The organism is Mesorhizobium sp. P2_D5 (assembly GCF_056404355.1).
In genome coordinates this window covers 203021-226728 of record NZ_JBFUEE010000001.1, presented here as the reverse complement: position 1 = coordinate 226728, position 23708 = coordinate 203021, and the positions used below count along the sequence as shown (strand labels likewise).

Below are 23708 nucleotides of genomic sequence, written 5' to 3'. Positions count from 1 at the left end.
TTTTGCAATCCTAGCGGGCGGTGGGACCGCTCGCACGCCTTAGATTCACTCTGTTCACCTCGCCAATCGAGACCGTCGGCGCGCAGCGCCGAGACGGATGAGGGGTGCTGGACGGAGCGAGGCGGGGTGGTTTTACCGTGTTGTAGCAGTCACCGGTGACGTTTCGCCAAGCTGTAACACCTCTCATCCGTCTTGCCGCTTTGCGGCGATCCACCGCCCTGGGCGAGTTACGGGCCTCGCCCGCCCTATGGGTCCCACAGGGGGAGAAGGGAAGCGAATCCGGGTTAACGGGTCCTTCGAAGCCTTCGCCGACGCGTTCTTTGACGAAGCATCAAACGTAAAAACCCGCCTCGGCAACGGGTCATTGGCGCAAATCAGCACCATAAGGAAATATGTAGCATGGCTGTCCTCACCCTGTCAAGAATAAATTCCTATCGACGTGAAAACCCGCCGGCACAAAAGCCGGCCTTTTGTTGAGCTGGGTTCGCAACCATGGGAAGATCGCGCTCCCCTTTGACAACCCGTCACCCTGCCGTATCCTCCCGCAGCTTGGGGGAGACATCACATGCGTTCCACTTCGGACACCGTTGCCGCTGTCGGGCTGGCCATCGGCGGCGCCTTCGGACTTGCCGGCACCTTCGTGGGCAGCGACGCGCTGCGCGAGACGCTGTGGGCGATCGATGGTGTGGCGCTTGTGGTGGCGACCGCGCTGCTGACGATGAAGTATCAGCGGCTGGGCAATGACTGCGTCGCGGCCGGGTTCCTGACCTTCCTCGCCGGCGAGAGCCTGCTGCTGGCCGGCAATGCGGCGGGCCTGCAGGCCAGCGTCCCCTCCTATGCCGGCGGCATCTCGCTTTGGGCGGCCGGGCTGGTCTCGGTCAGCGCGCCGAACACTTTTGCCTTGTGGATGCGGCTCACCGCTGTCGTGGCTGCCGTACTGTTTGTCGCCTCGGTGGGCATGATCCTGTGGGGCACGCCCTTGCTGCCGACCTCGTCGCCGCTGCCCGCCGCCGGCTATCCGTTCCTGGTACTGACCTTCGTTGGCTGGATCTGGACTTTGGTGAGGCCCGGGCGGTGATGAGGTGGGGGCCGCGCTCCTTGCCTTCTCCCCCTGGGGGAGAAGGAAGGTGAACGTTGGCGCCGCCCCTCATCTGGCTGCGGCTCTCTCAGGCTTGGGTTCCTCGCCCCACGAAGTGGGGAGAGGTGGCCCGGCAAAGCCGGGACGGAGAGGGGCCTGCGCCGATTCTGGGAGGTTTGCTTCAAGGGTTCCGTATAGGCTTCCTGTCGTGCCAGTCAGCCCTCTGTCCTCGACGCGACTTTGACTTCGCGGATGTCGCCCCCCTCTCCGTCCCGGCTTCGCCGGGCCACCTCTCCCCCGTTTCACGGGGGCGAGGAACCAAGGACGGTTACCGCTCAGCTTTCGATCCACACCTTCTCGAAATGCTGCTCGAGCGCCTGGTGCTGTTCGCAGCCTTCGATGCCTTTGCGGTAGGTGCGGTAGACCGAGCGCCAGTAGGGTTGGATGATGATGCCGGACTCGCGCAAATTCTGCTCGATCTTGGCCATGATCTCCTTGCGTGCTTTGGCGTCGGGCATCGCCAGCGCCTTGTCGAGCAGCATATCGAATTCCGGATTGGCGTAGGCGCTCTCGTTCCAGGCGGCGCCGGATTTATAGGCCAGCGCCAGCACCTGGACGCCGAGCGGGCGGCCGAGCCATTCGGTGCAGGAGAAGGGGTATTTGCTCCAGTCGTTCCAGAAGGTGGCGGCGGGCAGCACGGTGCGCTTGATCTTCAAGCCGGCCTCGCGCATCTGCGCGGCGATGGCGTCGCCGGTGCTCTTTTGCCATTCGACGTCGACGGAGATGAGGTCGAACTCGTGATCGGCCTTGCCGGCCTCGGCGAGCAGTTTCTTCGACCCCTCCGCGTCACGCTTGGCCGGGCCGATGTCGGCATATTCGGGGTGCATGGGGCCGACATGGTGGTTGTCGGCGGGCTTGCCGCGGCCGCCGAGACCGAGCGTCAGCACGGCCGAATTGTCGACGGCGAGTTGCGCGGCGCGGCGCACCTTGGCGTCGTCATAGGGCGCGTTGCCGACATTGAAGCGGGCGACGATGGTGGAGCCGGTGGCGATCTCGGAATTCTTCAGCCCCATCTTGTCGGTCTGCGAGACGGCATCGGAAGCGGTTTCGTGGTCGGTGTCGATCTCGCCGGATTCGAAGGCCGACAGCATGGCATTGGGGTCGGAGCCGTAGTCGACCCATTTGATGCCGTCGAGCCAGAATTCGCCCTTCCACCACGGCTTATCCCTGCGCTTCACCTCGGCGCCGGTCTCGGCATTCCAGCTGACCAGCTCGCAGGGGCCGGTGGTGATGGAAAGCGCCTTCATGGGATCACCGCCGCCCTCATAGGAGCGGTGCATGATCAGCGCTGGGTAGTCGGCCATGCCGGCGATCAGCGAGATGTCGGGTTTTGGCAAATTGAGTTTTACGGTGAAGTCGTCGACCTTCTGGATGCCGCCATCGACCAGCTTCTTGGTGTCGGCATTGACCAGCGCGCCCATGCGCGCGGCGACCGAATTGCCGGCTACCGAGGCGTCGCACCAGCGGGTGAGGTTGTGGATGACATCGTCGGCGTTGAAGGCATCGCCGTTCGACCAGGTGATGCCCTTGCGCACATGCAGGGTGAGCGTCCTGGCGTCGTCGCTCGCCTCCCAGCTTTCGAGCAGCCAGGGCTCGAAGGAGAAGTCGGTGTTCCAGCGCACCAGATATTCGTTGCAGTGGCGGGCGACGTTGGACATTTCGACGCCGTCGAAGGTGCGCGGGTCCTTGAACCCCTTGACGTTCATGGCGACGCGCAAGGTGCCGCCGCGCTTGGGTTCTGCCGCCCGAGCAGGGATGGGGACGAGGCCGCCGAGCGCCAGCGCTCCGGCGGCGCTGACGCCGAGGCCGGCCATCAGCGCGAGATATTCGCGGCGGGTGATGCCGCCCATCCTGAAATCGTCGGCGACGGGCTTTGCCCGGGGGTGCAGTTTCCTGTCGGTCAGCATGAATTTCATCGTCGTTCCCTCTTGTTGGGCGCCCCGGCCGGTCGACAGGCGCGGGGGGCGGACGCGACCGCCGGGGCGCCATTGCCTGAGAGGTGAATGATAAAGCGGGGTGACGTAGCGGAGTGTTCGGTTTTCCGCAGTGATTGTGCGGTGCTCCGCAGAAGGGACAGCCGATCTCCCCCACGAGGGGGAGATTGGCGCGTCACGGTCTGAGCTTCAATACGGCCACTCACCCCGGCCCAGTGCGCCAACCGCCGCGATGATCCGCGCAAACGCTTCGGCCGCCGCCGGCACTGTCGTGCGGGCGCGCAGGAAGCTGTGCACGAGGCGGGGCTCCTCGTGCCAGAACGCCTTGCCGCCGGCGGCCAGAATGCGGTTGCGGTAGGCCTCGCCATCCGACGACAGCGGGTCGCATTCGGCTGACACGATCACCGTTGGCGGCAGGCCGGAGCAATCGCGGCCGCGCAGCGGCGAGAAGGTCGGATCGTCAGCCGATTGCGCCTTGGTCGAGCGGACGTCGCGGTAGAAGGCGATGTCGTGCACCGACAGCAGCGGCGCGTCGGCGTGCTCGACATAGGAGCCCGCACCTTCGTCGCCGCCGAGTTCGGGATAGATCAGCACCTGGCCGATCGCGGCGTGGCGGCGAGTCGCCCGCGCCACTGCCGCGGCGAGGTTGCCGCCGGCGCTTTCGCCGCACAGCACGAGCGGCAGGCCGGTGGCCGCTGCCGCCCATTCGAAGGCGGTCATGGCATCGTCGAAGGCGGCGGGGTGGACATGCTCCGGTGCCAGCCGGTAGTCGACCGACAGCACGTCGAAACCGGTGCCGGCGCAGAGCTCGGCGCAGATGTCGTCATGGCTCTCGAGCCCACCGAGGATGAAGCCGCCGCCATGATAGTAGACCACAATCGCCGCTGCCGCCTTGCCGGCAAGCTGGTAGCGGCGGACCGGGATGTCGCGGCCGGCGGCGGCAATCAGGCCGTCGCTGGCCCTGACTCCCGGCGGGCGGCCCTGATGGAAGGCCCGGCACATCCTGTCGTAGACGGCGCGCTGCTTATCGATCGGCAGGCCGATGATCTCGGGCGGATACCAGGCGTTGACCGCGTCGATATAGGCCCACAAAACCGGGTCGAGCCGCGTTTCGTATTTGCCGCGGCTAGTGCTTGGTCCGGCCGTCATAGCTCGGCGTAGAGCTCCGCCGCATTTTCAAAGGTGAAGCGCAGCGGCACCGAGCCTTCGACCTGCCAGGCGGTGACGCTTTCCCCCGCCAGCAGGCGGCAGGCGCCTTCGGTGTCGGTGACGGCGCCGCCATAGAGCCGGTTGGCGAGGTTGAGGATGCCGGTCTGGTGCATGGCGGCACTGCCGCTGCCGCAGGCATCCTTGACCAGCAGCACGCGAAACCCCTTGGCGACGGCATCCTTCACCGTGGCGTCGATGCAGGCCTCTGTCCACACACCGGCAACGACCAGCCATTCCATGCCGACCGACTTGAGCTTGCGGGCCGCCGGGCCGGTGCGGAAGGCGCTGGCCTCGGCCTTGATCAGCAGGGCCTCGTCCTTGGCGGGCGCGACTTCACGGCAGATTTCGGTCAGCGGGTCGCTCTTGTCGGAAAAGGCCGACTTGCCGTCGGCACCGAGCGGATGGAAGGGGCGATCCTGCTTGTCGAGGTCGACGATGTAGGCCCAGTGGTAAAGCGGCACATGGTTTTGCCGCGCCGCCGCCTGCAGGCGCTGGACGTTGGCGAGGATGCCAGCGAAACCCTCGACCAGATAGCGGGGGTCCTGCCGGTGCTCTTCCTGCAGATCGATGAACACCGCGGCCACCGTGCCGCGCTTGAGGGCGATGGGGGTTTTCATGCGGATGTGCCTGGGTTCCTGGTCATCGCCGTTCTGTTGCAAGCCGTGGGGAAGCCTCCCCGACTTCGTCATCCACGGGCGAAGCGGGAGCGAAGCGGACGCGCAGACCCGAGGATCCATGCCGTGTCGTTGATCGACGGGTGCAGCGGAGCAGATTCCGCACCGTAGCAGCGCGCTTAGGTCGCGGCATGGATCCTAGGGTCTGCGCCGCGTCGCTATGCTCCTTGCTCCGCCCTAGGATGACGAGGGATGTCAAACCTGCTTCTCCAAAAACTCGTCCTCATACGGAAAACGCGACAGGAGTTCGGTGCCAGTGTCGGTGATCAGGATTTCGTCCTCCAGCTTGACGCCCTCGCGGCCGCCCTTCTCGCCGATATAACTTTCCACGCTGACCACCATGCCTGGCACGATATGGCCGTCGCGGCCATAGGTCTCGTAATCCATGGCGTGGGCGATGAACGGCGTTTCGCCATGCATGCCGACGCCGTGCATGACCGAGGTGTAGCGCTGGTCGACGAAGCGGTCGGGGATCTTCCAGGCCTTTTCGGCGATCTCGCGGAAGGCCATGCCGGGCTTGACGATTCCGATGTTGTGCTGAACCTGGTCATGCGCCATGCGGTAGAGCGATTTCTGGTAGGACGTCGGCTTGCCCGGCCCGCAGCGGAAGGTGCGGGAGAAATCCGAATAATAGCCGTAGCAGCCGATGGTGTCGGTATCGAGCGCCAGCAATTCGCCGGGCCGGACCTTGCGGCCGCTGGCCTCGTTGAACCACGGGTTGGTGCGCTGGCCGGAGGTCAACAGCCGGGTCTCGATGAACTCACCGCCCTGGCGGATGACCTCGCCATACATGATGGCGAACAGGTCGTTCTCCGATACGCCGGGCTTGATCGCCTCGCGCACGGCATAGACGGCAGCCTCGGCGCCGGCCATCGACACTTGCAGGCATTTGACTTCCTCGGGCGTCTTCACCGCGCGCACGGCGAGGATCTCACCCTGGCAATCCCGGACCTCGCAGCCGCGCTTCTCCAGCGCCAGGGCCTGCAGATGGCTGCAGCGGTCGAGGCCGAGCTTCATCGAGCCGCCGCCATGCTGCTTCAAAAGCTCGGCGATCTCGTCGGCGAACGGGCCTGATGTCTCGTCGTCGCGGCCTGACACCGACGACCAGACCAGCTTGGAAGGACGCGCCTCGTCGATCGTGTCGAGCACCATCGAGACGTGGTAGCTCTGCGGGTATTCGAACAGCACGATCGGCCCGACGGTGGGGATGAAGAAATAGCGGGTCGAGTTGCGCAGGAAATAGCCGAACATGTTGCGCGAGCCGGTGGCATAGCGCTGGTTATACGGATCGAAAAGCACGACGCCGCCATAGCCGGCCTCGCGCATCCAGCCGCGCAGCTTTGCCAGCCGGCCTTTTCGCAAAGCATCCGCATCGATGAAGGACGGCTCGGTGTCGGACAGCCACATGCCGCCGGCCGGATCGGCCGCCGCCGGGTGGCGCATGCGATCCTTGAAGTCGACGTCCTGCGTGCTGTCGGGGTCGAAAACGACGATGCTCATGGGGTAAGGCCTTGGCTGGGTTGCGAGGGTTGAGCATGGCGCACGAGAGGCGGAACGATTGTGCGGAAAACCGCAGGGGTTATGCGGGATGCCGCTGGCAGTTAGTGCGGGGCGCTGGAGGGACAGTACCCCCCTCTGTCCTGCCGGACATCTCCCCCGCAAAGGGGGAGATCGGCAGTTTCGATGCCACCGCCCTTCTTGCAGCATCTGAGATTGATGAAAGCGGAGGTGCAGTCAATCTCCCCCCTTGCGGGGGAGATGTCCGGCAGGACAGAGGGGGGTGGGACGGAACTCGACCCCGCGCCTAGTACGTCCGCCACCCTAATGCCGCCGCGCCAGTTTCGGCGGATGCCCATGCTCCTCCCGAAAGGCCCGGGCAAAGCTCGACATCGAGGCAAAGCCGCAGGCCAGCGCCACGTCGCGCACGGCAAGGGTGGAATGCGCCAGCAGGTCGGCGGCGCGCTTCAGTCGCAGCCGCCGGTAGTAGCCATTGGGCGAGATGGCGAGTTCGGAGCGGAAGGAGCGTTCGAGCTTGTCGGACGACACGCCAAGCCTGGCGGTGAGCTCGGCCATGCCGAGCCGCTCCTCAACCGCGTCCTCCATGATGGCGATAGCCGACAGCACCAGCTCGTTCTGGACGCCGGTGCGCAGGCGCAGCGGCATCATCTTGCGGTCGATGCTGGAGCGCAGCTGGCTGTGCACGAACCATTCGGCGACGCCGGCGGCAAGCTCGGCGCCATAGTCGCGGGTGATGATCTCGAGCATCATGTCGAGGCTGCCGACGCCGCCGGCCGAGGTGAAGCGCTTGCGGTCGATGACATAGAGGTCGCGCCTGAGCTCGATGTTGGGGAACGCCTCCGTGAAGGCGGCCTGGCTGGTCCAGTGCAAGGTGCAGGCATGGCCGTCGAGCAGGCCTGCGCGCGCCAGGAAGAACGCGGCATCCGCCACCGCGCCGATATGGGCGCCGTTGCGCAGGCTTTTGCGGATCCAGCTGGCGGCGTCCTCGGCGACGAGGTGGTCGGCATCGCCGCCCGAGCAGACGACGATCCGGTCGACCTTCGGCGCATCCCTGGCATAAAAGCCCGGCTGGATGACGACGCCGTTCGAGGCCTCGACCGGCCCAGGGGTCGCCCCGACGATGATCCAGCGATAGCACTGCCGCTTGGCCAGCACATTGGCAGCGCGCAGTGGCTCGATGACCGAGCTGAACGCCATCATCGGAAAGCCGGGAAACACCAGCACGGCGAAGGTGAGGGGCGTTTCGGCGGGTTTTTGAGGGGCGTGCGCTGCCATGGGGCGCTACAATTCGGGCAGATGGGGTTCGGGGTCAACGGGGGTGGTGAACCCATATTGCGAGAGGTTGGCGCTGCCCCTCACCTGCCTGCCGGCATCCTCTCCCCGTATAGTGACGGGAGAGGGACGCTGTCATCATGGTTTCGCCAATCCATCAGCATTGCAAGGATGGCGACGGCGTTGCGGCCAGCTTCTTTCTCCCCGTCACCATACGGGGAGAAATGCCCGGCAGGGCAATGAGGGGCGGCGCCGACATTGGCGAATATTCACGCGTGCGAGCTGCGGCGTGCGCTCACGCCCCCAGCGCCTGGTCGAGATCCGCAATCAGATCATCGCCGTCCTCGATGCCCGCCGACAGCCGCACCAGCGAATCCGATATGCCGATCTCCATCCGCTTCTCCGCCGGGATCGAGCCATGCGTCATCAGCGCGGGGTGCTCGATCAAGCTCTCCACCCCGCCGAGGCTTTCGGCTAGCGTGAACAGTTGCGTGCGCTCGAGGAAGCGCTTCGTGCCGGCGAGGTCGCGGTCGAGCACGGCCGTGATCATGCCGCCGAAGGCATGCATCTGCTGGACGGCGATGGCGTGCTGCGGATGGCTGGCGAGGCCGGGATAGATGACCCGGCGCACGTCCTTGCGGGCCTCCAGCCACTGCGCGATCTTGAGGCCGTTGGCGGAATGGCGCTCCATCCTGAGCGCCAGCGTTTTCAGGCCGCGCAGCGCCAGAAAGCTGTCGAAGGGACCCGAGATGGCGCCGATGGCGTTCTGCAGGAATTTCAGCTGGGCCGCGAGGTCCTTGTTGTCGCCGACCACGGCGACGCCGCCGACCATGTCGGAATGACCGTTGAGATATTTTGTCGTCGAGTGGACGACGATGTCGATGCCGAGCTCCAGCGGCCGCTGAATGTAGGGGCTGCAGAACGTGTTGTCGGCGACGGTGAGAACCCCCTTGCGTTTGGCAAGGGCGGCGACGCCTTCGAGGTCGACGATGCGCAGCAGCGGGTTGGTCGGCGTCTCGACCCAGAGCAGTTTCGTTTCGGGGCGGATCGCCGCTTCGACGGCGGCGAGGTCGGTGAAGTCGACGAAGCTTACCTTGAGATCGGCCGAGCGCTTGCGTACCCGTTCCATCAGCCGGAAGGAGCCGCCATAGATGTCGTCGGTGGCAACGATATGGGCGCCGCTGTCGAGCAGCTCGAGCACGGTGGCGATCGACGCCAGGCCCGAGGCGAAGGCAAAAGCTGCCGACCCGCTTTCGAGGTCGGCCACGGCACGTTCGAAGGCGAAGCGCGTCGGGTTCTGGCTGCGGGCATATTCGAAACCCTTGTGCACGCCGGGCGACTGCTGGCCATAGGTCGAGGTGGCGTAGATCGGCACCATCACCGCGCCGGTCAGCGGGTCGTGGCTCTGGCCGCCATGGATGGTGCGCGTCGAGAAGGCCAGGCGATTTTTGCCCGATGGTGGTGGTGTGTGGCTGGTCATCGTGCGCGCCTCAAATGGTTGATCAGGTCGATGCGGGTAATCAGGCCGACGAACTCGTCGCCGTCGAAGATGATGGCGACCTCGTTGCGGTCAAACACCGGCAGCAACGCGTCGAGCGTCTGGCTGGCCTGCAGCGTGTGCAGGCTGGAGGTCATCGCCGTGCGCACCGGGCCGTTGAAGCGCTCCCAGCGGCCGTCATAGGGGCCGTCGACATGGGCGAGGATGTCGCTCTCGTCGACGATGCCGATGAGCTTGCCATCGTCTAGCACCGGCAGCTGCGAGACATCCGAGCGGCGCATGCGGCCATAGGCGTTGAGCAGGCTTTCGTCCGGGCCGACATAGACGGTGTCGCCGGTACGGTGCGTGCGCATGACCAGGTCGCGCAGATCGCCATGCTGCTCGTGCTCGGCCAGGCCCTGTTCGGCCAGCCAGAAATCGTCGAAGACCTTCGACAGATATTTGTTGCCGCTGTCGCAGACGAAGGTGACGACGCGCTTGGCGACCGTCTGCTCGCGGCAATAGCGCAGGGCGGCTGACAACAGCGTGCCCGACGACGAGCCGGCGAGAATGCCTTCCTTCGACAAGAGGTCGCGGACGGCCAGCATGCTCTGCTTGTCAGGGATGGCGTAAGCCTTTTTCACCAGCGACAGGTCGGCATTGGGCGGCACGAAATCCTCGCCGATGCCTTCCACCGTCCAGCTGCCGGCCTCTTCCATCTTGCCGGTCTTGATCAGCGGCGCCAGCACCGAGCCGACCGGATCGGCGAGCACCATTTCGGTCTTCGGCGACACTTTGGCGAAGTAGCGGCCAAGCCCGGTCAGCGTGCCGCCGGAGCCGACGCCGACGACCACCGCATCGACATCGCCGCCGAGCTGCGAGAAGATTTCCGGACCGGTGGTCGTTTCATGCGCCAGCGGGTTGGCCGGGTTGGCGAACTGGTTGGCATAGAAGGCGCCAGGCACTTCGGCGGCGATCTTCTCCGCCATGTCCTGGTAGTATTCGGGGTGACCCTTGCCGACATCGGAGCGGGTCATGCGCACTTCGGCGCCGAGCGCGCGCAGGTGCTGGATCTTTTCGCGCGACATCTTGTCGGGCACGACCAGCACGATGCGGTAACCCTTTGGGATGCCGACCTGGGCGAGACCGAGGCCGGTATTGCCGGCGGTTGCCTCAACGATGGTGCCGCCTGGCCTGAGCTTGCCCTGCCTTTCGGCGGCGGCGATCATCGACAGTGCGATGCGGTCCTTGATAGAGCCGCCGGGGTTCTGGCTTTCAAGCTTGATGAACAGGCGGCACTTGCCGGTGTCGAACTTGGTCAGCTCGACCACCGGCGTCTGGCCGATCAGGTCGAGAACCGACGCATAGGGCGGACGCAGGCGGGATGTTGCGCTTTCCGGGGACGCACTGCCCGCCGCGGCGATCTTCTGCTCGCTCATATCGATGCTCCATGATCAAGCGACCGCCTCGGGGCAGAGCGGCAGCGTATCCTCTTTTCCAGCCCTTTGCAGTCGGAAAGAAGATAGATCGTGCCAATCAACCGGCCAGATGGAGAATGTCATTCCACAATCTGGCGGCGCCGCCCTGACAGACTGATGTCCTCGGCACGGCCACCGATCGTTTCGACGCACCAACTCGTTCGTTGCGAGCCGCAATTTCCGCATGCTAGCCGGGAGGCATGAGGCGCCCTGATGCGGTCGCGGATGGCGTCGGGGGCCAAACGCAGGGAAACCTTCGATGAAGATCATTGCCTATGACAATTTCAAACCCGGCGTCACCATCGACGATCTGAAACCCTATCTGCGCGACGAGGTCTCGAACGTCTGGCGTCTTTGGAAGGCGGGGATCGTGCGCGAGAACTACGCACGAGCCGATGTCGGCGGTGTGATCATCGTCTTCGAGCTCGACAGCGTCGAGGCGGCCAGGCGCTACACCGACGATTTTCCGCTGTCGAGGGCCGGGCTGTTGGAATGGCATTTTCTCGCCTTCGATCCCGCACCCTTGCCGCTCGAATATCTGTTCGACCCCAGCGTCGACATCGCCCAACCCTGGGACCGGACGGCCGCATGATCCGGTCGAGCGAAGGGATCGAGATGCCAAACAGCCTGGCGGATTGGTGCGATCCGCGCCGCATGGCGCTGGTGATCTACGACATGCAGGTCGGCATCTGTCGCCAGATCACTGGGGCGGCAGCGATCGCCGAACGCACCGGCATGGCGCTCGAAGCGGCGCGCTCGGCGGGCATGCGGGTGGCGTTCACGCGCCATCTGTCCCTGCCGCGCAAATGGATGGGCGCAACCCAGCTGCGCACCGCCATGGCCTGGCAGCGGCGCGACAGTCCCGACACGGTCGAGCCGTGGTTCCCGCGCGATGCCGAGGCCACGGAAATCATCCCCGAACTGGCGCCACGCGCCGACGAGGCCGTGTTCGACAAGCTGACCATGTCGGCCTTCGATTCCACCGCGCTCAGCTTCGCCTTGCACGATTGCGGGGTGGGTGCCGTCGCGCTCGCCGGGGTGGCGATGGAAATCGGCATCGAGCCGACGGTTCGGCAGGCGACCGACAATGGTTTCGTGGCGGTGGTGATCGAGGACGCCTGCGGCTTCGGCAACCGGGAAGCGCGCGACCGCTCGATGGCGACGCTGGGCTTTCTTGGCGAAGCCATCATTACCGATGTCGCGGGTTTTTGCGGCGCGCTCGCCGCTGGGAGATAGGCGCCTTGTTAGGCCTCGATCTCGGTGCGGAAGCGCACGCCGACAGCGCGTCCGTGCACGTCTCCCCAGTCATAGAGCGCCTGCAAGGTGGCTGCCAGATCGCGGCCGCGGTCGGTCAAGGTGTAGCGCCCCTTGCCATCGGGCGACGCCTCCAGCACGACAAAGCCGATGTCGACGAGATCGGCCAGCCGCTGCGTCAACATCTTGTCGGACAGCGACGGGATCGTACGCCACAGTTCGGAATAGCGCAGCGGCTGTTGCTTGATCCGCGCCAGGATCACCGTCTTCCATTTGCCGCCGAGCGCATCGAGCGCGAACTCGACCGGGCAGCCGTAAAGTCTACCGCGTTGGGTCATGCACGTATGGTAGGCAGGGCCCGGCAGCGACGGAAGCAGAATTTGCCAGGCCATCTGGCCAGCTAGGCAGCGCAGGGCCGCGTCCGTATCAGTCGGCAGCAGGCCTTCAAAGGGAGAGCGGCGATGAGCGTGCGGGACGCCAATCCGGTCGATGCGAAGAACCCGAAGCGCGTGGCGATCGTCATCGCCAACCCGGCACTCTCGACCACGACCGGGTGGCCGGTCGGCTTCTGGTGGAGCGAGCTTACCCACCCGTGGTTCGCTTTCACCGAACGCGGTTATGCGGTGGAGATCTTTTCGCCCAATGGCGGCAAATGCGAGGCCGATGCGCTGAGCGACCCGCGCGATCCATCGGGCTATTCGCAGACCGACCTCATCTCGCTCGGCTTCATATCGAGCCCGAAACTCAGCGCCCTGGTCGACAACACATGGCCTGTGGCGGAGATCGAGGTCGAAAGCTTCGACGCGATTGTCGTCGCCGGCGGCCAGGCGCCGATGTTCACCTATGAGCACGCGACAGGCCTGCAACGGACGTTCGTCGCCTTCCATGAAGCCGGCAAGGTTGCCGCCGCTTTGTGCCACGGGACCGCGCTGCTGCGCTATGCCCGGCGCGCGGACGGATCGTTGCTCGTGGCCGGCAAGACGGTGACGGGCTTCGCCAATGCCGAGGAGGATTTTGCCGACAAGGCAACCTGGGAGATGGGCGCGCTCGAGCGCGGAAAACATCTGATGCCGTGGCGCATCGAGGATGAGCTGAAGGCAATCGGCGCCAACTATATCCAGGCCGGACTGTGGCGGCCTTTTGCCGTGCGAGACGGCAATCTGATCACCGGCCAGCAGAATTTTTCAGGCGCCGAGACCGCACGCGCCGTGTGCGAGGCGCTAGGCGGCTAGGCTCCTAGCCCAGCAATCGCTTGCTCAGCCTGGCGCACTGAACGCGGATGTCGGGAATGGCGTCGATCTCGAAGAAGGTGCCGCGCGTCAGTGGGCCGACGGCCAGAATCTTGGCTGAAACTGTGCCGTCGCCAGCGATGATCTCGCAATTGGCGGACACGTCGAGGCCGATACGCAGCGGGTCCGGCCGCGCCAGGCCGCGGTCGACCAGCGAGCGCACGACGCTGTTCGATGAGGTCGAGATGTCCCTGACGATGCCCGAGCAATCGTAGATGCGGGCGACCTCGAAGGTTTCGAGGACCTGCGTGTGGCGCGACTGGACCTGGACCGTGAAGTCGCCGTTCCGGGCGATGTCGACGACGCGCCCGGCGACCAGGCGGATGCGGCCGGATTGCACGGCGTCGGTGACGCGGGCATAGACTTCGGGCGCCATGCGATGGCGGTGGATGTCCCACCAGGCCTTGGTGTGTTCGACGAAGCGGCGCTTGGCGGATGCGGGCCAGTTCTGCCAGATCTTCTGGTTGAACGGCCGCAAGCCGTCGACGACGTCGCGCCAGTCAATGCCGGCCTTCTGGTTTTGCTTGATCAGGTCGCGGAACCAGCCGACGAAATAGGACAGCTGGGTGCCGAGCGGGATGTCGGCGACGTCGAGCTTGATCGGATTGCCCTTGCGATGCGGCGATGGCAGCAGGCCGCGCCGCGACACCGCGACGATGTCGCCGCGATGGCCGCGCTGCTCCAGTGACAGGAAGGCATCGACCATGCTGAGACCGGTGCCGAGCACCATGACGCGGCTGTCGGGGGCAAATGCCGTGTCGGCTTCGGAGCCCATCCTGATCGCATGCCCCTGCGCCGGCTCCTCGTCATGGCCGGTCGCCAGCACGGCGAGATGGGCGACGACGCTGGTGCCGTTGGCGAGCGCGACCTCGACGCCGGACGTGGTCGGCGTGATCGAGAGGCTCTCCTCACGGATCAGGCGCAACCGGCCGGTTTCGCGTTCGCGCGTTTCCAGCTCGTCGAGCAGTTCCTTGAGGTAACGGGCATAGAGGCTGCGCGGCGCGTAGACCGGCGCCTGGTCCGATGTCGCCAGGCCGCGCTCCAACAGCCAGCGCCAGAAATTGCCGGGATCGTCGGCATAGGCGCTCATGCCGGCGGCACTGATATTCAGCACATGCGCTGACAGCAGCGTGGAATAGGCGATGCCCTGGCCGAAATGCGGGCGCTTTTCGATCAGCGTAACGCGCAGATCGGGATTGGGCGATTTCAAGAGATGCGCGGCCATCACGACGCCGCTGGCGCCGCCACCGACAATGATGATCGAGTTGGCGCGCCCGGTCATGCGCCCGGCCTCGTGCGAAGTGCGCGCGTCAGGCCTGGACCTTCACCACCACCGGCACGTCGTCGACAGCCATGTCGCGCATCTCGGCGAGGCTGCGCTGATCGAGCACCTCGGCGATCGCCTGCCGGACCTCGAGCATCAGATGTCGGACTTGGCATGTCGCCTCGTTGCAATCTTCACAGCGCTGGTACTGGGTGCGGCTGGCGCAAGGAATCGGCGCCAGCGGGCCGTCGAGCACGCGCACGACGTGGCCGACCTTGATCTCGTCGGCAGGCCGCGCCAGGCGATAGCCGCCCTCCTTGCCCTTGCGGCTCTGGACGAAACCGGCATTGCGCAGCTCGCCGAGGATGGCGTCGAGAAATTTCTTCGGGATGTTGTTGCCGGTGGCGATGTCGTTGACGAAAGCGAGCTGTCCGACCGGCAGTCGCGAGAGGTGTACGAGCGCCTTGAGGCCGTACTTGCCCTTTTTCGTGAGCATGGAATCAAAATTTCTCTGTCATGCGACGGCGCGAAACCATCGGTGGCCAAACGCCCGACCTGCGACCCCGCCGCGTCCAAGCTGCCATGACACATAAATTCTAGTGACATGATGTACAAGCCAACAGCTGTTGATTTTGCTTCGTTTTCAGGCGCGATGGCCATTTTGGCAGGCTTTTGTGCCCGCAGGGACACAGCCGCACGGCTTTGACAGCCCATGTGCGCTGTCAACGATCATCGCGATACGGCGGCCGCTCATCGTCGCCTCCAGTTCCCAATGTCGATAAGATTACTATACTTACCCCCGAACACGCGGAACCGGTTTCTAAATCCATGGCTGTTTGAGGTATGAATTTGCCTGGAGATGATCGTGGCGGGAATTCTCATTCGTTCCCAGCGTCCAAGCTGTTGAGGCGGCCCCCGACTTCGTCATCCACGGGCGGAGCAGGAGCGAAGCTCCGTCGCGCAGACCCGAGGATCCATGCCGTGACATCCGTCGAAGAATGCAACGGAGGAGAATCAACGTCCGTTCTGTCGCCATCCCCTTCTTCTCTTCTGCATCGTAGCGGCGCTCTGGCATCACGGCATGGATACCAGGGTCTGCGCTCCGCTTCGCGTCGCTCCGCCCAGGGATGACGAAGCTGGTGGGCTTCACCCAATCTCGAAAGACAGCCCGCTTGTCCGCTGCGGCACCGCACCACCAATGCATTTATTCTAACAAGCCCGTCCTGGCTGGAAGGATTTAACTCTACAAGAGCGATAGAATTAGATGACTATCGTCGGGCATTCCGGCTTTCTCTTTTTCAGGAGCCCTTCATGTCCACCATATCGCGACGCATCATCCTGCTTTCGTCGGCAACACTTGCCGGTGCCGCCTTCCTCGGTCCTGCCATGGCCGACGACCTCAAGGCGGGAAAGGCATGATCGGAAAAGGGGGAATGACGATGACCCATTCCACCGCCGTGCTGTTCAGCCATTTCGGCGCCTGGCTGCTGGGCCTGGCGTCCAATGACAAACGGACAAAAGAGGATGGCCCGCGATCGCCGGCGCCGGTGCGCTGGGACGCCGCGCGCGACCGCCTGCCGCCGCGTGACGAGAGTTTTTACTGGGCCTGGCAATATTGGTCGCAGTGAAGGGCAACTCACCCCGTAGAACGGTTTGCCCACACCAGTCCGACCAAGCCGACCAGCATGGTGACGATGCCGGCATAGAGCCATTGCGACTGGCCGGTCATGAAGCTGCCGCCGACCACGCCCATGCCCTGCAGCGACCACAGCGCTCCGATGGCAAGCACGATCAACGCCAGCAGATTTTTGGTCAGTCTCATTGACGGATCTCCCTTTCGAAGTCGATCGGTTGCGGCGTGGTGGGCGCGATGAAAGAGCCAAAGGAAATGGCCCGAACGCTTCGGCCTCTACTTGGATATTGTCGGTCGATCTTGTCAAACAAGTCGCTGTAGTCGGCACGAAGATCATCGCCAATTGATCATTTGCCTATCGAAAATCCCTAACAGACTGTTACCCGGCGACTCCAAACGTGTGCCACTGCCATGGAACCGCCAGATGATTGCCGCATTTCACGCCTTATTCGACACCTAACGGCTGGGGACTGTCAAAAACGGAGCCATCCCCCAAATATGAATACGACAAAACAGACCGCGCTTGTCGCGGTAACGCTGGTTGCTGGCCTGATGGCCGGCGCATCTTCGGCAGCCGCCGCCGGCCAGTGCGGCCGTGCCTCCTGGTACGCCCTGCACTCCAAAACCGCATCGGGCGAGCGCATGAACCCGTCGGCGATGACCGCAGCCCACCGTACCTTGCCTTTCGGCACCAAGGTCCGGGTGACCAACCAGAACAACGGCCGCAGCGTCATCGTGCGCATCAACGATCGCGGCCCGTTCATCAGGGGTCGCGTGCTCGACCTGTCGAAGGGTGCCGCCGGCCAGCTCGGCTTCATCGGTTCCGGCCATACCGCCGTCTGCATGGCGCGCGTCTGATATTGCCATTGCCCGGACCATGATCTCTGGACAAAACGGTTTTCCGTTTGTCCGAGAAAACCGCAATCCACTTTTCCGGAATCATGGGTCGGGTGTCCGGCGCAGGGCCAGACACATTTCTTACACACATCGCGCCGCACAGTGAGCCGGCTGCGCCGTTCAGGCCGGATTTTCAAGGCTTTGGACGAAAGAAGCGTTAGTCACGCCACATGACGTATTGCATCGCAGCAATTAGTTGTTAACTTCCCCGCGAGACATTCAAGGCATGACGCTGCTCGTCGTCCCTTCAGTCGCAGGCAGCAGCGGGGTTCTCGATGTTCTACCAGCTCTATGAAATGAACCACGCCGCCATGCAGCCCGCGCGTCTCTATGCCGACGCGGTGCGCATGTTCTACACCAATCCGCTCAATCCGTTTTCGCACACATCATGGGGCCGCTCGGTCGCCGCGACCGCCGAACTGTTCGAGCGCACCACGCGCCGCTACGGCAAGCCGACATTCGGCCTCGACAAGACGGTGGTCGACTGGAAGAGCGTCGAGGTCACCGAGAAGACCGTGTGGTCAAGGCCGTTCTGCAATCTCCTCCGCTTCGAACGCGCCGTTCCCGCCGGGCGCCGGGCGGATCCGAAGCTGTTGATCGTGGCGCCGATGTCCGGCCACTACGCGACGCTGCTGCGTGGCACGGTCGAAGCGATGCTGCCCTATGCCGACGTGCACATCACCGACTGGGTCGACGCCCGTATGGTGCCGCTCGCCGACGGCAGTTTCGATCTCGACGACTACATCGACTACATCATCGACATGCTGCACGCGCTCGGCCCCGACACCCATGTGATGGCGGTGTGCCAGCCTTCCGTGCCGGTGCTTGCGGCCGTGGCGCTGATGGAGACGCGCGGCGACCCTTTCGTGCCCTCGACCATGACCTTGATGGGCGGGCCGATCGACACCCGTTGCAACCCGACCGCGGTCAATCTCCTGGCCGAGGAAAAGGGCATCGACTGGTTCCGCGAGAATGTCGTGATGCGGGCGCCGTGGCCGGTGCCGGGCTTCGGCCGCGAGGTCTATCCGGGCTTCCTGCAGCTGTCCGGCTTCATGAGCATGAATCTCGACCGCCACATCATCGCCCACAAGGACTTCTTCATGCACCTGGTCAAGCATGACGGCGACAACGCCGAGAAGCACCGCGATTTCTACGACGAATATCTGGCTGTGATGGACCTGACGGCGGAGTTCTACCTGCAGACCGTCGACACCGTCTTCGTGCGCCACGCCTTGCCCAAGGGCGAGATGACGCATCGCGGCACCCGGATCGATCCGTCCGATATCCGCAATGTCGCGCTGTTCACGGTCGAAGGCGAGAACGACGACATTTCCGGCCTGGGCCAGACCAAGGCGGCGCACGATCTGTGCCCCAACATCCCTGCCGACAAGAAGGCGCACTACATGCAGCCGGCGGTCGGCCATTACGGCGTGTTCAACGGCTCGCGCTTCCGCTCCGAGATCGTGCCGCGCATCGTCGACTTCATCACCAGCTATGGTCGCCAGAACCGCGTTGCGGTGAAGCCGAAGCTGGTCCGCGTCGCCAAAAGATAGGTTCCCGCAGCGAAAATTCGGGCCAATTCGCCGGCAGAGTTGGCCAGACGGCCAGTGCTGTGCAGCCGATTCTGTTGCACAAGTGCCGCTGTCCTGCCCCTCGGGTAACCATGCTATCAATCCGACCGTCGTCGTAATTGACACGGACTGTAAATCCCCTTTAACCTTTCGTTAATAACTAAGGGTGGACGGGGACAATGATATCCTCATCGATGGCGCGAAGGCTGCGCGTGTACGTAGCGGCCGGGCTGGCAGCAACGGGAGGCTGGGTGGCACCGGCTTGGGCGGCTGGAGCAATGGCGACCGGGGGCCTCACCTCGCAGCCGATCGGCCACTATGATTTCTGCAAGCTCCATCCGGGCGAATGCTCGATCCGCCCCAGCAATCTGGCGCCAGCCGCGATGACCGACAGTCTTATGCGCAAGCTGACCAACGTCACCGCCAGGGTCAATACCGCCGTCAAGCCGATGAGCGACATGGAAATCTACGGCAAGGACGAGGTCTGGGCCTATCCCGACAAGGGCGTCGGCGATTGCGAGGACTATGTGCTGGAGAAGCGGCGCCAGCTTTCGCGCATGGGCATCTCGCTTGCCGACCTTCTGATCACCGTCGTGCGCAAGCCCGACGGCGAGGGCCATGCGGTGCTGACGGTGCGCACCGACAAGGGCGACTATGTGCTCGACAATCTGAACGACAAGGTCAAGTCGTGGGACCTGACCGGCTACCGCTTCCTCAAGCGGCAGGCGATCGACAACACCGGCCGCTGGGTCTCGATCCGCGGCGGCCAGCAGGTGTTGGTCGGCTCGGTTCAGTAGAACACGCGTCTTCAGCTCCCTTCGGCAGATACCGGAACTCGGCGCCGCCCCTCATGTCCTGCCGGACATTTCTCCCCGTGTAGTGACGGGGAGAAAGGCCATGTAATCAATATTTTCGCCAATTGTCGTCGTCGCGAGACGGGCGCCAACGTCGCAGCGATCACCCTTCTCCCCGTCGCTATACGGCGAGAAGGTGCCGGCAGGCGGATGAGGGGCAGCGCGGCGTTGCAGGCCCTGCACTTCACGCTTCCAACAATTCCGCATTCTCCATGAACCATTCCCTCCCGGCCGACGACACATGGCCGTGGATAGAAACCAACCATGGAGACCTCCGATGACTGCACTTTTGCGAAATACCCTTCTCGCCGCCGTCGCGGTATCGGCGCTGGCCGGATCCGCTTTGGCCGATCAGACCATCCCAGGCTGCGCCAAGACATCGACCAACGACCTGTGGGGCGGGCGCTGTTGCAGCAATGGCGACTCGAACTGTCTGGGCGGCGGAAACGGTGGTCGAGGCCACAATGACAATGGCGGCCGGGGAGATAAGGGCGGCGCGGCCGGCAAGAAATGATCTCGACGCAGCGGACCGCCAGCGGGCAGCTCTTCAGGCAGAAGCGGACGCGCGTGTAAAACTCGCGCCTCCGGCCTCGCTACGGTTGCCGGCCCAGAGCCGCGCGGATCGAGGCGGTAATGCGGCGCAGTTCCGCCTCGTCGAGTTTCTCGATGTTCTCGGCCAAGAGATTGGCAAGCTCGGTGGCGGCGGGACTAAGGCCCGACGTGTCGAGCTTCACGCGCGGATGCGAGGCTTCGGCCAGCCGCGCCAGCTCCTCGGCATCGTCCCAGATGACGTTGAAATAGCCGATGATCTTCTGGATCAGCGTCCAGGTCGGCGCACCGCGCCTGCCATGCTCCAGCGCCGACAGATAGGCGGCGCTGACGCCGATCGCCGCCGCCATGTCCTTCTGGCTGACACCGCGCTCGCTTCGGAGCGCCCTCAGCTTCTCGCCGAACGGCGTCATGCCCGCGTCTTCATGCGCGCTGCCGCCGCAGCCGGATATAAAGCGCGCCAGAGCCGCCATGATTGCGGGCGGCATGGTCGTGGCTGGAGACCAGCGGCCGGAAGGCGGGTGTCGACAGCCAGGCGGGCACGGCGCGCCGCAGCACCCCGTCGCCGCCGGAGGACGAACCCTTGCCTGTGATGACCAGCACGTAGCGAATGCCGCCGGCATGCGCCCGGTGCAGGAACGAGAACAGCAGCGAATAGGCCTCGTCCTGGGTCAGGCCGTGCAGATCGACCCGGCCTTCGATCGGCAGCCGCCCCTTCGACAGCTTGTCCAGCGTCGGTTCGTCGAGTGCGTGCGCGACATGCTGGGTCTTCGGCTTTGCCGCGCCTGCCTGGTTGGCAACAGGCTGGGCCGGCTGCGTCTGCATCGGCTTGGCCTCGGCAGGGATATCGGGGATGTCGACGGCCATCTTGCCCTTGAGCGGTTTGGCCGTGCGCGCCACCAGGTTCCACAGCACCCGGTCGTCCTCGCTGAGCTTGGCTTCGCTCGGTCTGGCTGGCCGCCGGGTCATCGATTCGCACCCGGAACAAGCGCACGCGGGATCAGCGCATGAAAATCGGCCGCGTTGCGCACCACGCCAGCGATCTCGCCTGCCGCATCGCCCGAGCCGGCGAACAGGTCGCCGCGCGCCGGCCCGGTGATGGCGGATCCGGTGTCCTGCGCGATCATCAGGCGCCGGAACGGTTTTGCGTCGAAAGCGGTCAGCGACGGCGCATCGATGTGGAACGGCGTGCCGAATGTGTGCAGCAGGCGGTCGACGGCGATGGAGCGGCCCGGCGTCAGCGGCACCTTGGCGGCGGCGATAGGGCCAAGGGCGGCGTCCTCGACATCGGCCTCGCGAAAGAAGATGTAGGAGCGGTTTTGCCAAAGGATCTCGTCGACGCGGTCCGGATGCGCCTTGAACCAGGCGCGGATCGACTGCATCGTCACCCTTTCCAGCGGCATCTCGCCGATTTCGATGAGGATCTTGCCAGGCCCGGTAAAGCGTTGGCCGGATTTGGCGGCGTAGGTGACGCGGCGGAGCCTGCCGTTGGTCATGTTCAGTCTGGCCGCGCCCTGCACATGGATGAAGAAGGCATCGACCTTATCGGCCAGCCAGGCGATTTCCAGCCTCTTGCCGTCAAGCGCGCCGCGCTCGATGGCGCCGCGGTCGGGATATTCGACCGGTCCATGCGGCGTGTGGCGGGCAAAGGCGAGGTAGGGGTCCATGCCGGGCGGCCGATTGGCCTCGTCGATATCGACGAGATCGGCCGGGCGCGACAGCAGCGGCACGCAAAACCGCTCCGTCCGCACCGGCGATGCCTCGACTTCGGGCTCGTAGAAGCCGGTGACGAGGCCGGCGGCGCCGTTCTCGGCGTGGATATTCATCGGGATAAAATGACGTTCGAAAAAGGCCCGGGCCTGCGACCGATTCGCCGGCGAAACAATGCGGGCCTCGGCGTAGGCCTCGGCAAAGGCGTTGAAGTCGACACCAAGCGAACCGCTGCGATAGGGCTTGGTCAGGACGTGGAAGGCGGAACGGCGAAAGGCCGCGAAGGCAGAGAGATGGTCGTCCTCATCCCAGCCGGGCAAGGCGCCGAAGGATTTCCCGACAAAAAGAGGCGATAGCGACACCGGAGCCTCGCCACTTCTACCGGATTCAGTCTTCTTCCTCGGTGGCGACGAGCTTCCAGTTCGGATCGCGCGAGCGCGTGTCGCGGGCAAACGTCCAGACGTCCTTGACCTCGGCGACGGTTTCGGGGTCGCCATCGATGACAGCGCCAGCCTTGTCGCGGGTCGCCGAAATCAGCTCGCTTATGATGCGCAGCGTGACATGCGCCTCGCCACCCTTCATCTCGGCCGAGACGATGTCGGCCTTGTCGATGCCGACGAAGGAGGACTGGATCTTTTCCGATTTGGCCTCGCGCTCGCCGATGGCGGCGACAAAGCCATCATAGACTTCGCGCGACAACAGGTTCTTCAGCGTTTTGCGGTCGCCGTCGGCATAGGCCATGACGATCATCTCGTAAGCCATCTTGGCGCCGTCGACGAAGCTCTTCGGCTCGAAGGACGGATCGTTGTCCTTGATCGTGCGCAATCCCTTGTTGAGGTCGGTGTCGGGCTTGGCGAAGGCGTCGATCGCCGCATAAGTCTCGGCCGCAGGCTCGCCCGGCAAGCGCTTGCGCGGCAACGAGACGACGTTTTCAGGTTTCTGCGCGGCATCCTTGTCGCCGCTGCGGGCGGCCGTGTAGGGGTCGAACGGCGGCCGTTCGCTGCCGGTGCGTCGGCCCAGCACATTGCGCAGCTGGAAAAAGATGACCACTGCCGCAATCAGGAAGAAAATCGTGCCGAAGTCGAAGAATCCCATATCTTCCGCCAATCAATCCCTGCCTTGTAGCCGGACCGCCGGCCCCGAGGGGTACGGTCTCATAGCGTTCAACATTCAAAGCATATAGAACGCAAGGCGCAATCATTCAAATCAAAGGCAGGCATACCTATCTAACAGGCCCAGTGCCAGCGGCGATTGATCGCCAACGGCCAAAACGATCGAAAAGGGTTGGCAAGACTTGCGCATTTCGTTCCTTCCCCTTTTTGTCCTGGCGCTGCCGCTGCTGGAAATCGCCGGCTTCGTGGTTGTCGGACGCCTGGTGGGCGCCCTGGCGACGGTCGGACTGGTGCTGGCGTCGAGCATCGCCGGTGCGCTGCTGCTCCGGCACCAGGGTTTCAGCGTCATGACGCGGATCCGGGCCGAAATGGACGCCGGCCGCGATCCGAGCCGCCAGCTCGCGCATGGCGCGATGATCGTGCTAGCGGCGATCCTCTTGATCATACCCGGCTTCATCACCGACATCATCGGCCTGCTGCTGTTCCTGCCGCCGGTCCGCGATCTCGCCTGGCGGGCGTTGAAGGGCCGCGTCGTGCTGGCCACCAATTTCAGCACCGGCGGGTTCCGCGGCCGGCAGCGCGACAAGACCATCGACCTCGACGATGGCGATTATTCGCGCAGCGACGACTATGCGCGCGGACCGGACCACAACTCTCCCTGGCGCCGCCTCAAGGACGAATAGGCCTGAGCAAGGCGACGTGCGTTTGAAGCGCACCTGAAATTTTGCTTTGATGCATGTCGTCGTCCCAAAACCGCTGCGCACTTTTGGGCGACATGCATAAGGTGGCAAACCTTGTCTTGTCATGCCGACCATGGTAGCGAACGCCCGATTTCAATTCGGTCAGCGATGCTGCCCAGGCAAGAGGACAAAGGC

General features: G+C 64.3%; 25 protein-coding genes. 10 read left to right on the top strand and 15 right to left on the bottom strand.

Translation table 11 applies throughout. From position 1 onward, the window contains the following. Positions 1-565 precede the first annotated feature (565 nt). Positions 566-1078: a hypothetical protein gene (locus AC1DYW_RS01065; protein ID WP_477224814.1), complete on the top strand. Its 513-nt coding sequence runs from the start codon at positions 566-568 to the stop codon at positions 1076-1078. A 335-nt stretch (positions 1079-1413) separates the two neighbouring features. Here the strand turns inward: AC1DYW_RS01065 and AC1DYW_RS01060 are convergent, their stop codons facing one another. The 7 genes from AC1DYW_RS01060 to AC1DYW_RS01030 form a co-directional block, all read right to left on the bottom strand. Then, positions 1414-3054: an ABC transporter substrate-binding protein gene (locus tag AC1DYW_RS01060; protein ID WP_477224813.1), complete on the bottom strand. Its 1641-nt coding sequence runs from the start codon at positions 3052-3054 to the stop codon at positions 1414-1416. A 207-nt stretch (positions 3055-3261) separates the two neighbouring features. Then, complete coding sequence (locus AC1DYW_RS01055) at positions 3262-4221, bottom strand: alpha/beta hydrolase (protein ID WP_477224812.1); 960 nt, start codon at positions 4219-4221, stop codon at positions 3262-3264. Beyond that, on the bottom strand, positions 4218-4898 hold the full coding sequence (locus tag AC1DYW_RS01050; protein WP_477224811.1) for an isochorismatase family protein: 681 nt from the start codon (positions 4896-4898) through the stop codon (positions 4218-4220). Before AC1DYW_RS01050 ends, AC1DYW_RS01055 begins: the two co-directional genes overlap by 4 nt. A 252-nt stretch (positions 4899-5150) precedes the next feature. Beyond that, positions 5151-6455, bottom strand: a complete 1305-nt coding sequence (locus tag AC1DYW_RS01045; protein ID WP_477224810.1) for a M24 family metallopeptidase — start codon at positions 6453-6455, stop codon at positions 5151-5153. Between the two features lie 321 nt (positions 6456-6776). Beyond that, positions 6777-7748, bottom strand: coding sequence for a GlxA family transcriptional regulator (locus AC1DYW_RS01040; protein WP_457151059.1), 972 nt, complete (start codon positions 7746-7748; stop codon positions 6777-6779). Positions 7749-8040: 292 nt separating this feature from the next. After that, the gene (locus tag AC1DYW_RS01035) at positions 8041-9225 is read right to left on the bottom strand and encodes a trans-sulfuration enzyme family protein (protein WP_457151060.1); all 1185 of its coding nucleotides are present in this window, start codon (positions 9223-9225) and stop codon (positions 8041-8043) included. Beyond that, a complete protein-coding gene (locus AC1DYW_RS01030) occupies positions 9222-10661 on the bottom strand; it encodes a pyridoxal-phosphate dependent enzyme (protein ID WP_457151061.1) in 1440 nt (479 codons plus the stop codon). The genes AC1DYW_RS01035 and AC1DYW_RS01030 overlap by 4 nt, the downstream gene beginning before the upstream one ends. A gap of 298 nt (positions 10662-10959) precedes the next feature. Here AC1DYW_RS01030 and AC1DYW_RS01025 point away from each other — a divergent pair, with 298 nt between their 5' ends. Then, positions 10960-11292: a hypothetical protein gene (locus tag AC1DYW_RS01025; protein ID WP_457151062.1), complete on the top strand. Its 333-nt coding sequence runs from the start codon at positions 10960-10962 to the stop codon at positions 11290-11292. Continuing rightward, a complete protein-coding gene (locus AC1DYW_RS01020) occupies positions 11289-11936 on the top strand; it encodes a cysteine hydrolase family protein (protein ID WP_457151063.1) in 648 nt (215 codons plus the stop codon). Before AC1DYW_RS01025 ends, AC1DYW_RS01020 begins: the two co-directional genes overlap by 4 nt. Before the next feature lie 8 nt (positions 11937-11944). Here AC1DYW_RS01020 and AC1DYW_RS01015 read toward each other — a convergent pair whose 3' ends face one another. After that, entirely contained in the window at positions 11945-12292 is a 348-nt protein-coding gene (locus tag AC1DYW_RS01015; protein ID WP_457151064.1) for a winged helix-turn-helix transcriptional regulator, read from the bottom strand. Between the two features lie 123 nt (positions 12293-12415). Here AC1DYW_RS01015 and AC1DYW_RS01010 point away from each other — a divergent pair, with 123 nt between their 5' ends. Beyond that, complete coding sequence (locus AC1DYW_RS01010; protein WP_477224809.1) at positions 12416-13186, top strand: type 1 glutamine amidotransferase domain-containing protein; 771 nt, start codon at positions 12416-12418, stop codon at positions 13184-13186. Positions 13187-13190: 4 nt separating this feature from the next. Here AC1DYW_RS01010 and AC1DYW_RS01005 read toward each other — a convergent pair whose 3' ends face one another. Beyond that, positions 13191-14525: an FAD/NAD(P)-binding protein gene (locus tag AC1DYW_RS01005; protein ID WP_477224808.1), complete on the bottom strand. Its 1335-nt coding sequence runs from the start codon at positions 14523-14525 to the stop codon at positions 13191-13193. A gap of 28 nt (positions 14526-14553) precedes the next feature. After that, positions 14554-15003: an RrF2 family transcriptional regulator gene (locus tag AC1DYW_RS01000; RefSeq protein WP_477224807.1), complete on the bottom strand. Its 450-nt coding sequence runs from the start codon at positions 15001-15003 to the stop codon at positions 14554-14556. 943 nt (positions 15004-15946) lie between these two features. Here AC1DYW_RS01000 and AC1DYW_RS00995 point away from each other — a divergent pair. After that, complete coding sequence (locus AC1DYW_RS00995) at positions 15947-16135, top strand: hypothetical protein (RefSeq protein WP_184872758.1); 189 nt, start codon at positions 15947-15949, stop codon at positions 16133-16135. An 8-nt stretch (positions 16136-16143) separates the two neighbouring features. On the opposite strand, the gene AC1DYW_RS00990 is transcribed toward AC1DYW_RS00995, so the two are convergent. Further along, positions 16144-16329, bottom strand: coding sequence for a hypothetical protein (locus tag AC1DYW_RS00990; protein ID WP_477224806.1), 186 nt, complete (start codon positions 16327-16329; stop codon positions 16144-16146). Between the two features lie 309 nt (positions 16330-16638). On the opposite strand from AC1DYW_RS00990, the gene AC1DYW_RS00985 reads away from it, so the two are divergent. The 4 genes from AC1DYW_RS00985 (at position 16639) to AC1DYW_RS00970 (ending at position 19976) form a co-directional block, all read left to right on the top strand. Beyond that, positions 16639-16998 carry a septal ring lytic transglycosylase RlpA family protein gene (locus AC1DYW_RS00985; RefSeq protein WP_457151069.1) on the top strand — a complete coding sequence of 120 codons (360 nt, stop codon included), beginning with the start codon at positions 16639-16641 and terminating at the stop codon, positions 16996-16998. 314 nt (positions 16999-17312) lie between these two features. Then, the gene (locus AC1DYW_RS00980; RefSeq protein ID WP_095083871.1) at positions 17313-18590 is read left to right on the top strand and encodes a polyhydroxyalkanoate depolymerase; all 1278 of its coding nucleotides are present in this window, start codon (positions 17313-17315) and stop codon (positions 18588-18590) included. Positions 18591-18787: 197 nt separating this feature from the next. Beyond that, on the top strand, positions 18788-19405 hold the full coding sequence (locus AC1DYW_RS00975) for a transglutaminase-like cysteine peptidase (RefSeq protein ID WP_477224805.1): 618 nt from the start codon (positions 18788-18790) through the stop codon (positions 19403-19405). A gap of 334 nt (positions 19406-19739) precedes the next feature. Continuing rightward, complete coding sequence (locus AC1DYW_RS00970; protein ID WP_184872749.1) at positions 19740-19976, top strand: hypothetical protein; 237 nt, start codon at positions 19740-19742, stop codon at positions 19974-19976. Between the two features lie 79 nt (positions 19977-20055). On the opposite strand, the gene AC1DYW_RS00965 is transcribed toward AC1DYW_RS00970, so the two are convergent. Genes AC1DYW_RS00965 through AC1DYW_RS00950 form a run of 4 tightly spaced genes read right to left on the bottom strand, consistent with a single transcriptional unit; the run spans position 20056 to position 22816 of the window. Beyond that, positions 20056-20424, bottom strand: a complete 369-nt coding sequence (locus AC1DYW_RS00965; protein ID WP_457152990.1) for a helix-turn-helix domain-containing protein — start codon at positions 20422-20424, stop codon at positions 20056-20058. Positions 20425-20434: 10 nt separating this feature from the next. After that, positions 20435-20980: a Smr/MutS family protein gene (locus AC1DYW_RS00960; RefSeq protein ID WP_477224804.1), complete on the bottom strand. Its 546-nt coding sequence runs from the start codon at positions 20978-20980 to the stop codon at positions 20435-20437. After that, on the bottom strand, positions 20977-22083 hold the full coding sequence (mltA, locus tag AC1DYW_RS00955; RefSeq protein WP_477224803.1) for a murein transglycosylase A: 1107 nt from the start codon (positions 22081-22083) through the stop codon (positions 20977-20979). The genes AC1DYW_RS00960 and mltA overlap by 4 nt, the downstream gene beginning before the upstream one ends. A gap of 25 nt (positions 22084-22108) precedes the next feature. Continuing rightward, a complete protein-coding gene (locus tag AC1DYW_RS00950; RefSeq protein ID WP_184872745.1) occupies positions 22109-22816 on the bottom strand; it encodes a Tim44/TimA family putative adaptor protein in 708 nt (235 codons plus the stop codon). 199 nt (positions 22817-23015) lie between these two features. On the opposite strand from AC1DYW_RS00950, the gene AC1DYW_RS00945 reads away from it, so the two are divergent. Beyond that, positions 23016-23516 carry an FxsA family protein gene (locus tag AC1DYW_RS00945; RefSeq protein WP_477224802.1) on the top strand — a complete coding sequence of 167 codons (501 nt, stop codon included), beginning with the start codon at positions 23016-23018 and terminating at the stop codon, positions 23514-23516. Positions 23517-23708: the final 192 nt, after the last annotated feature.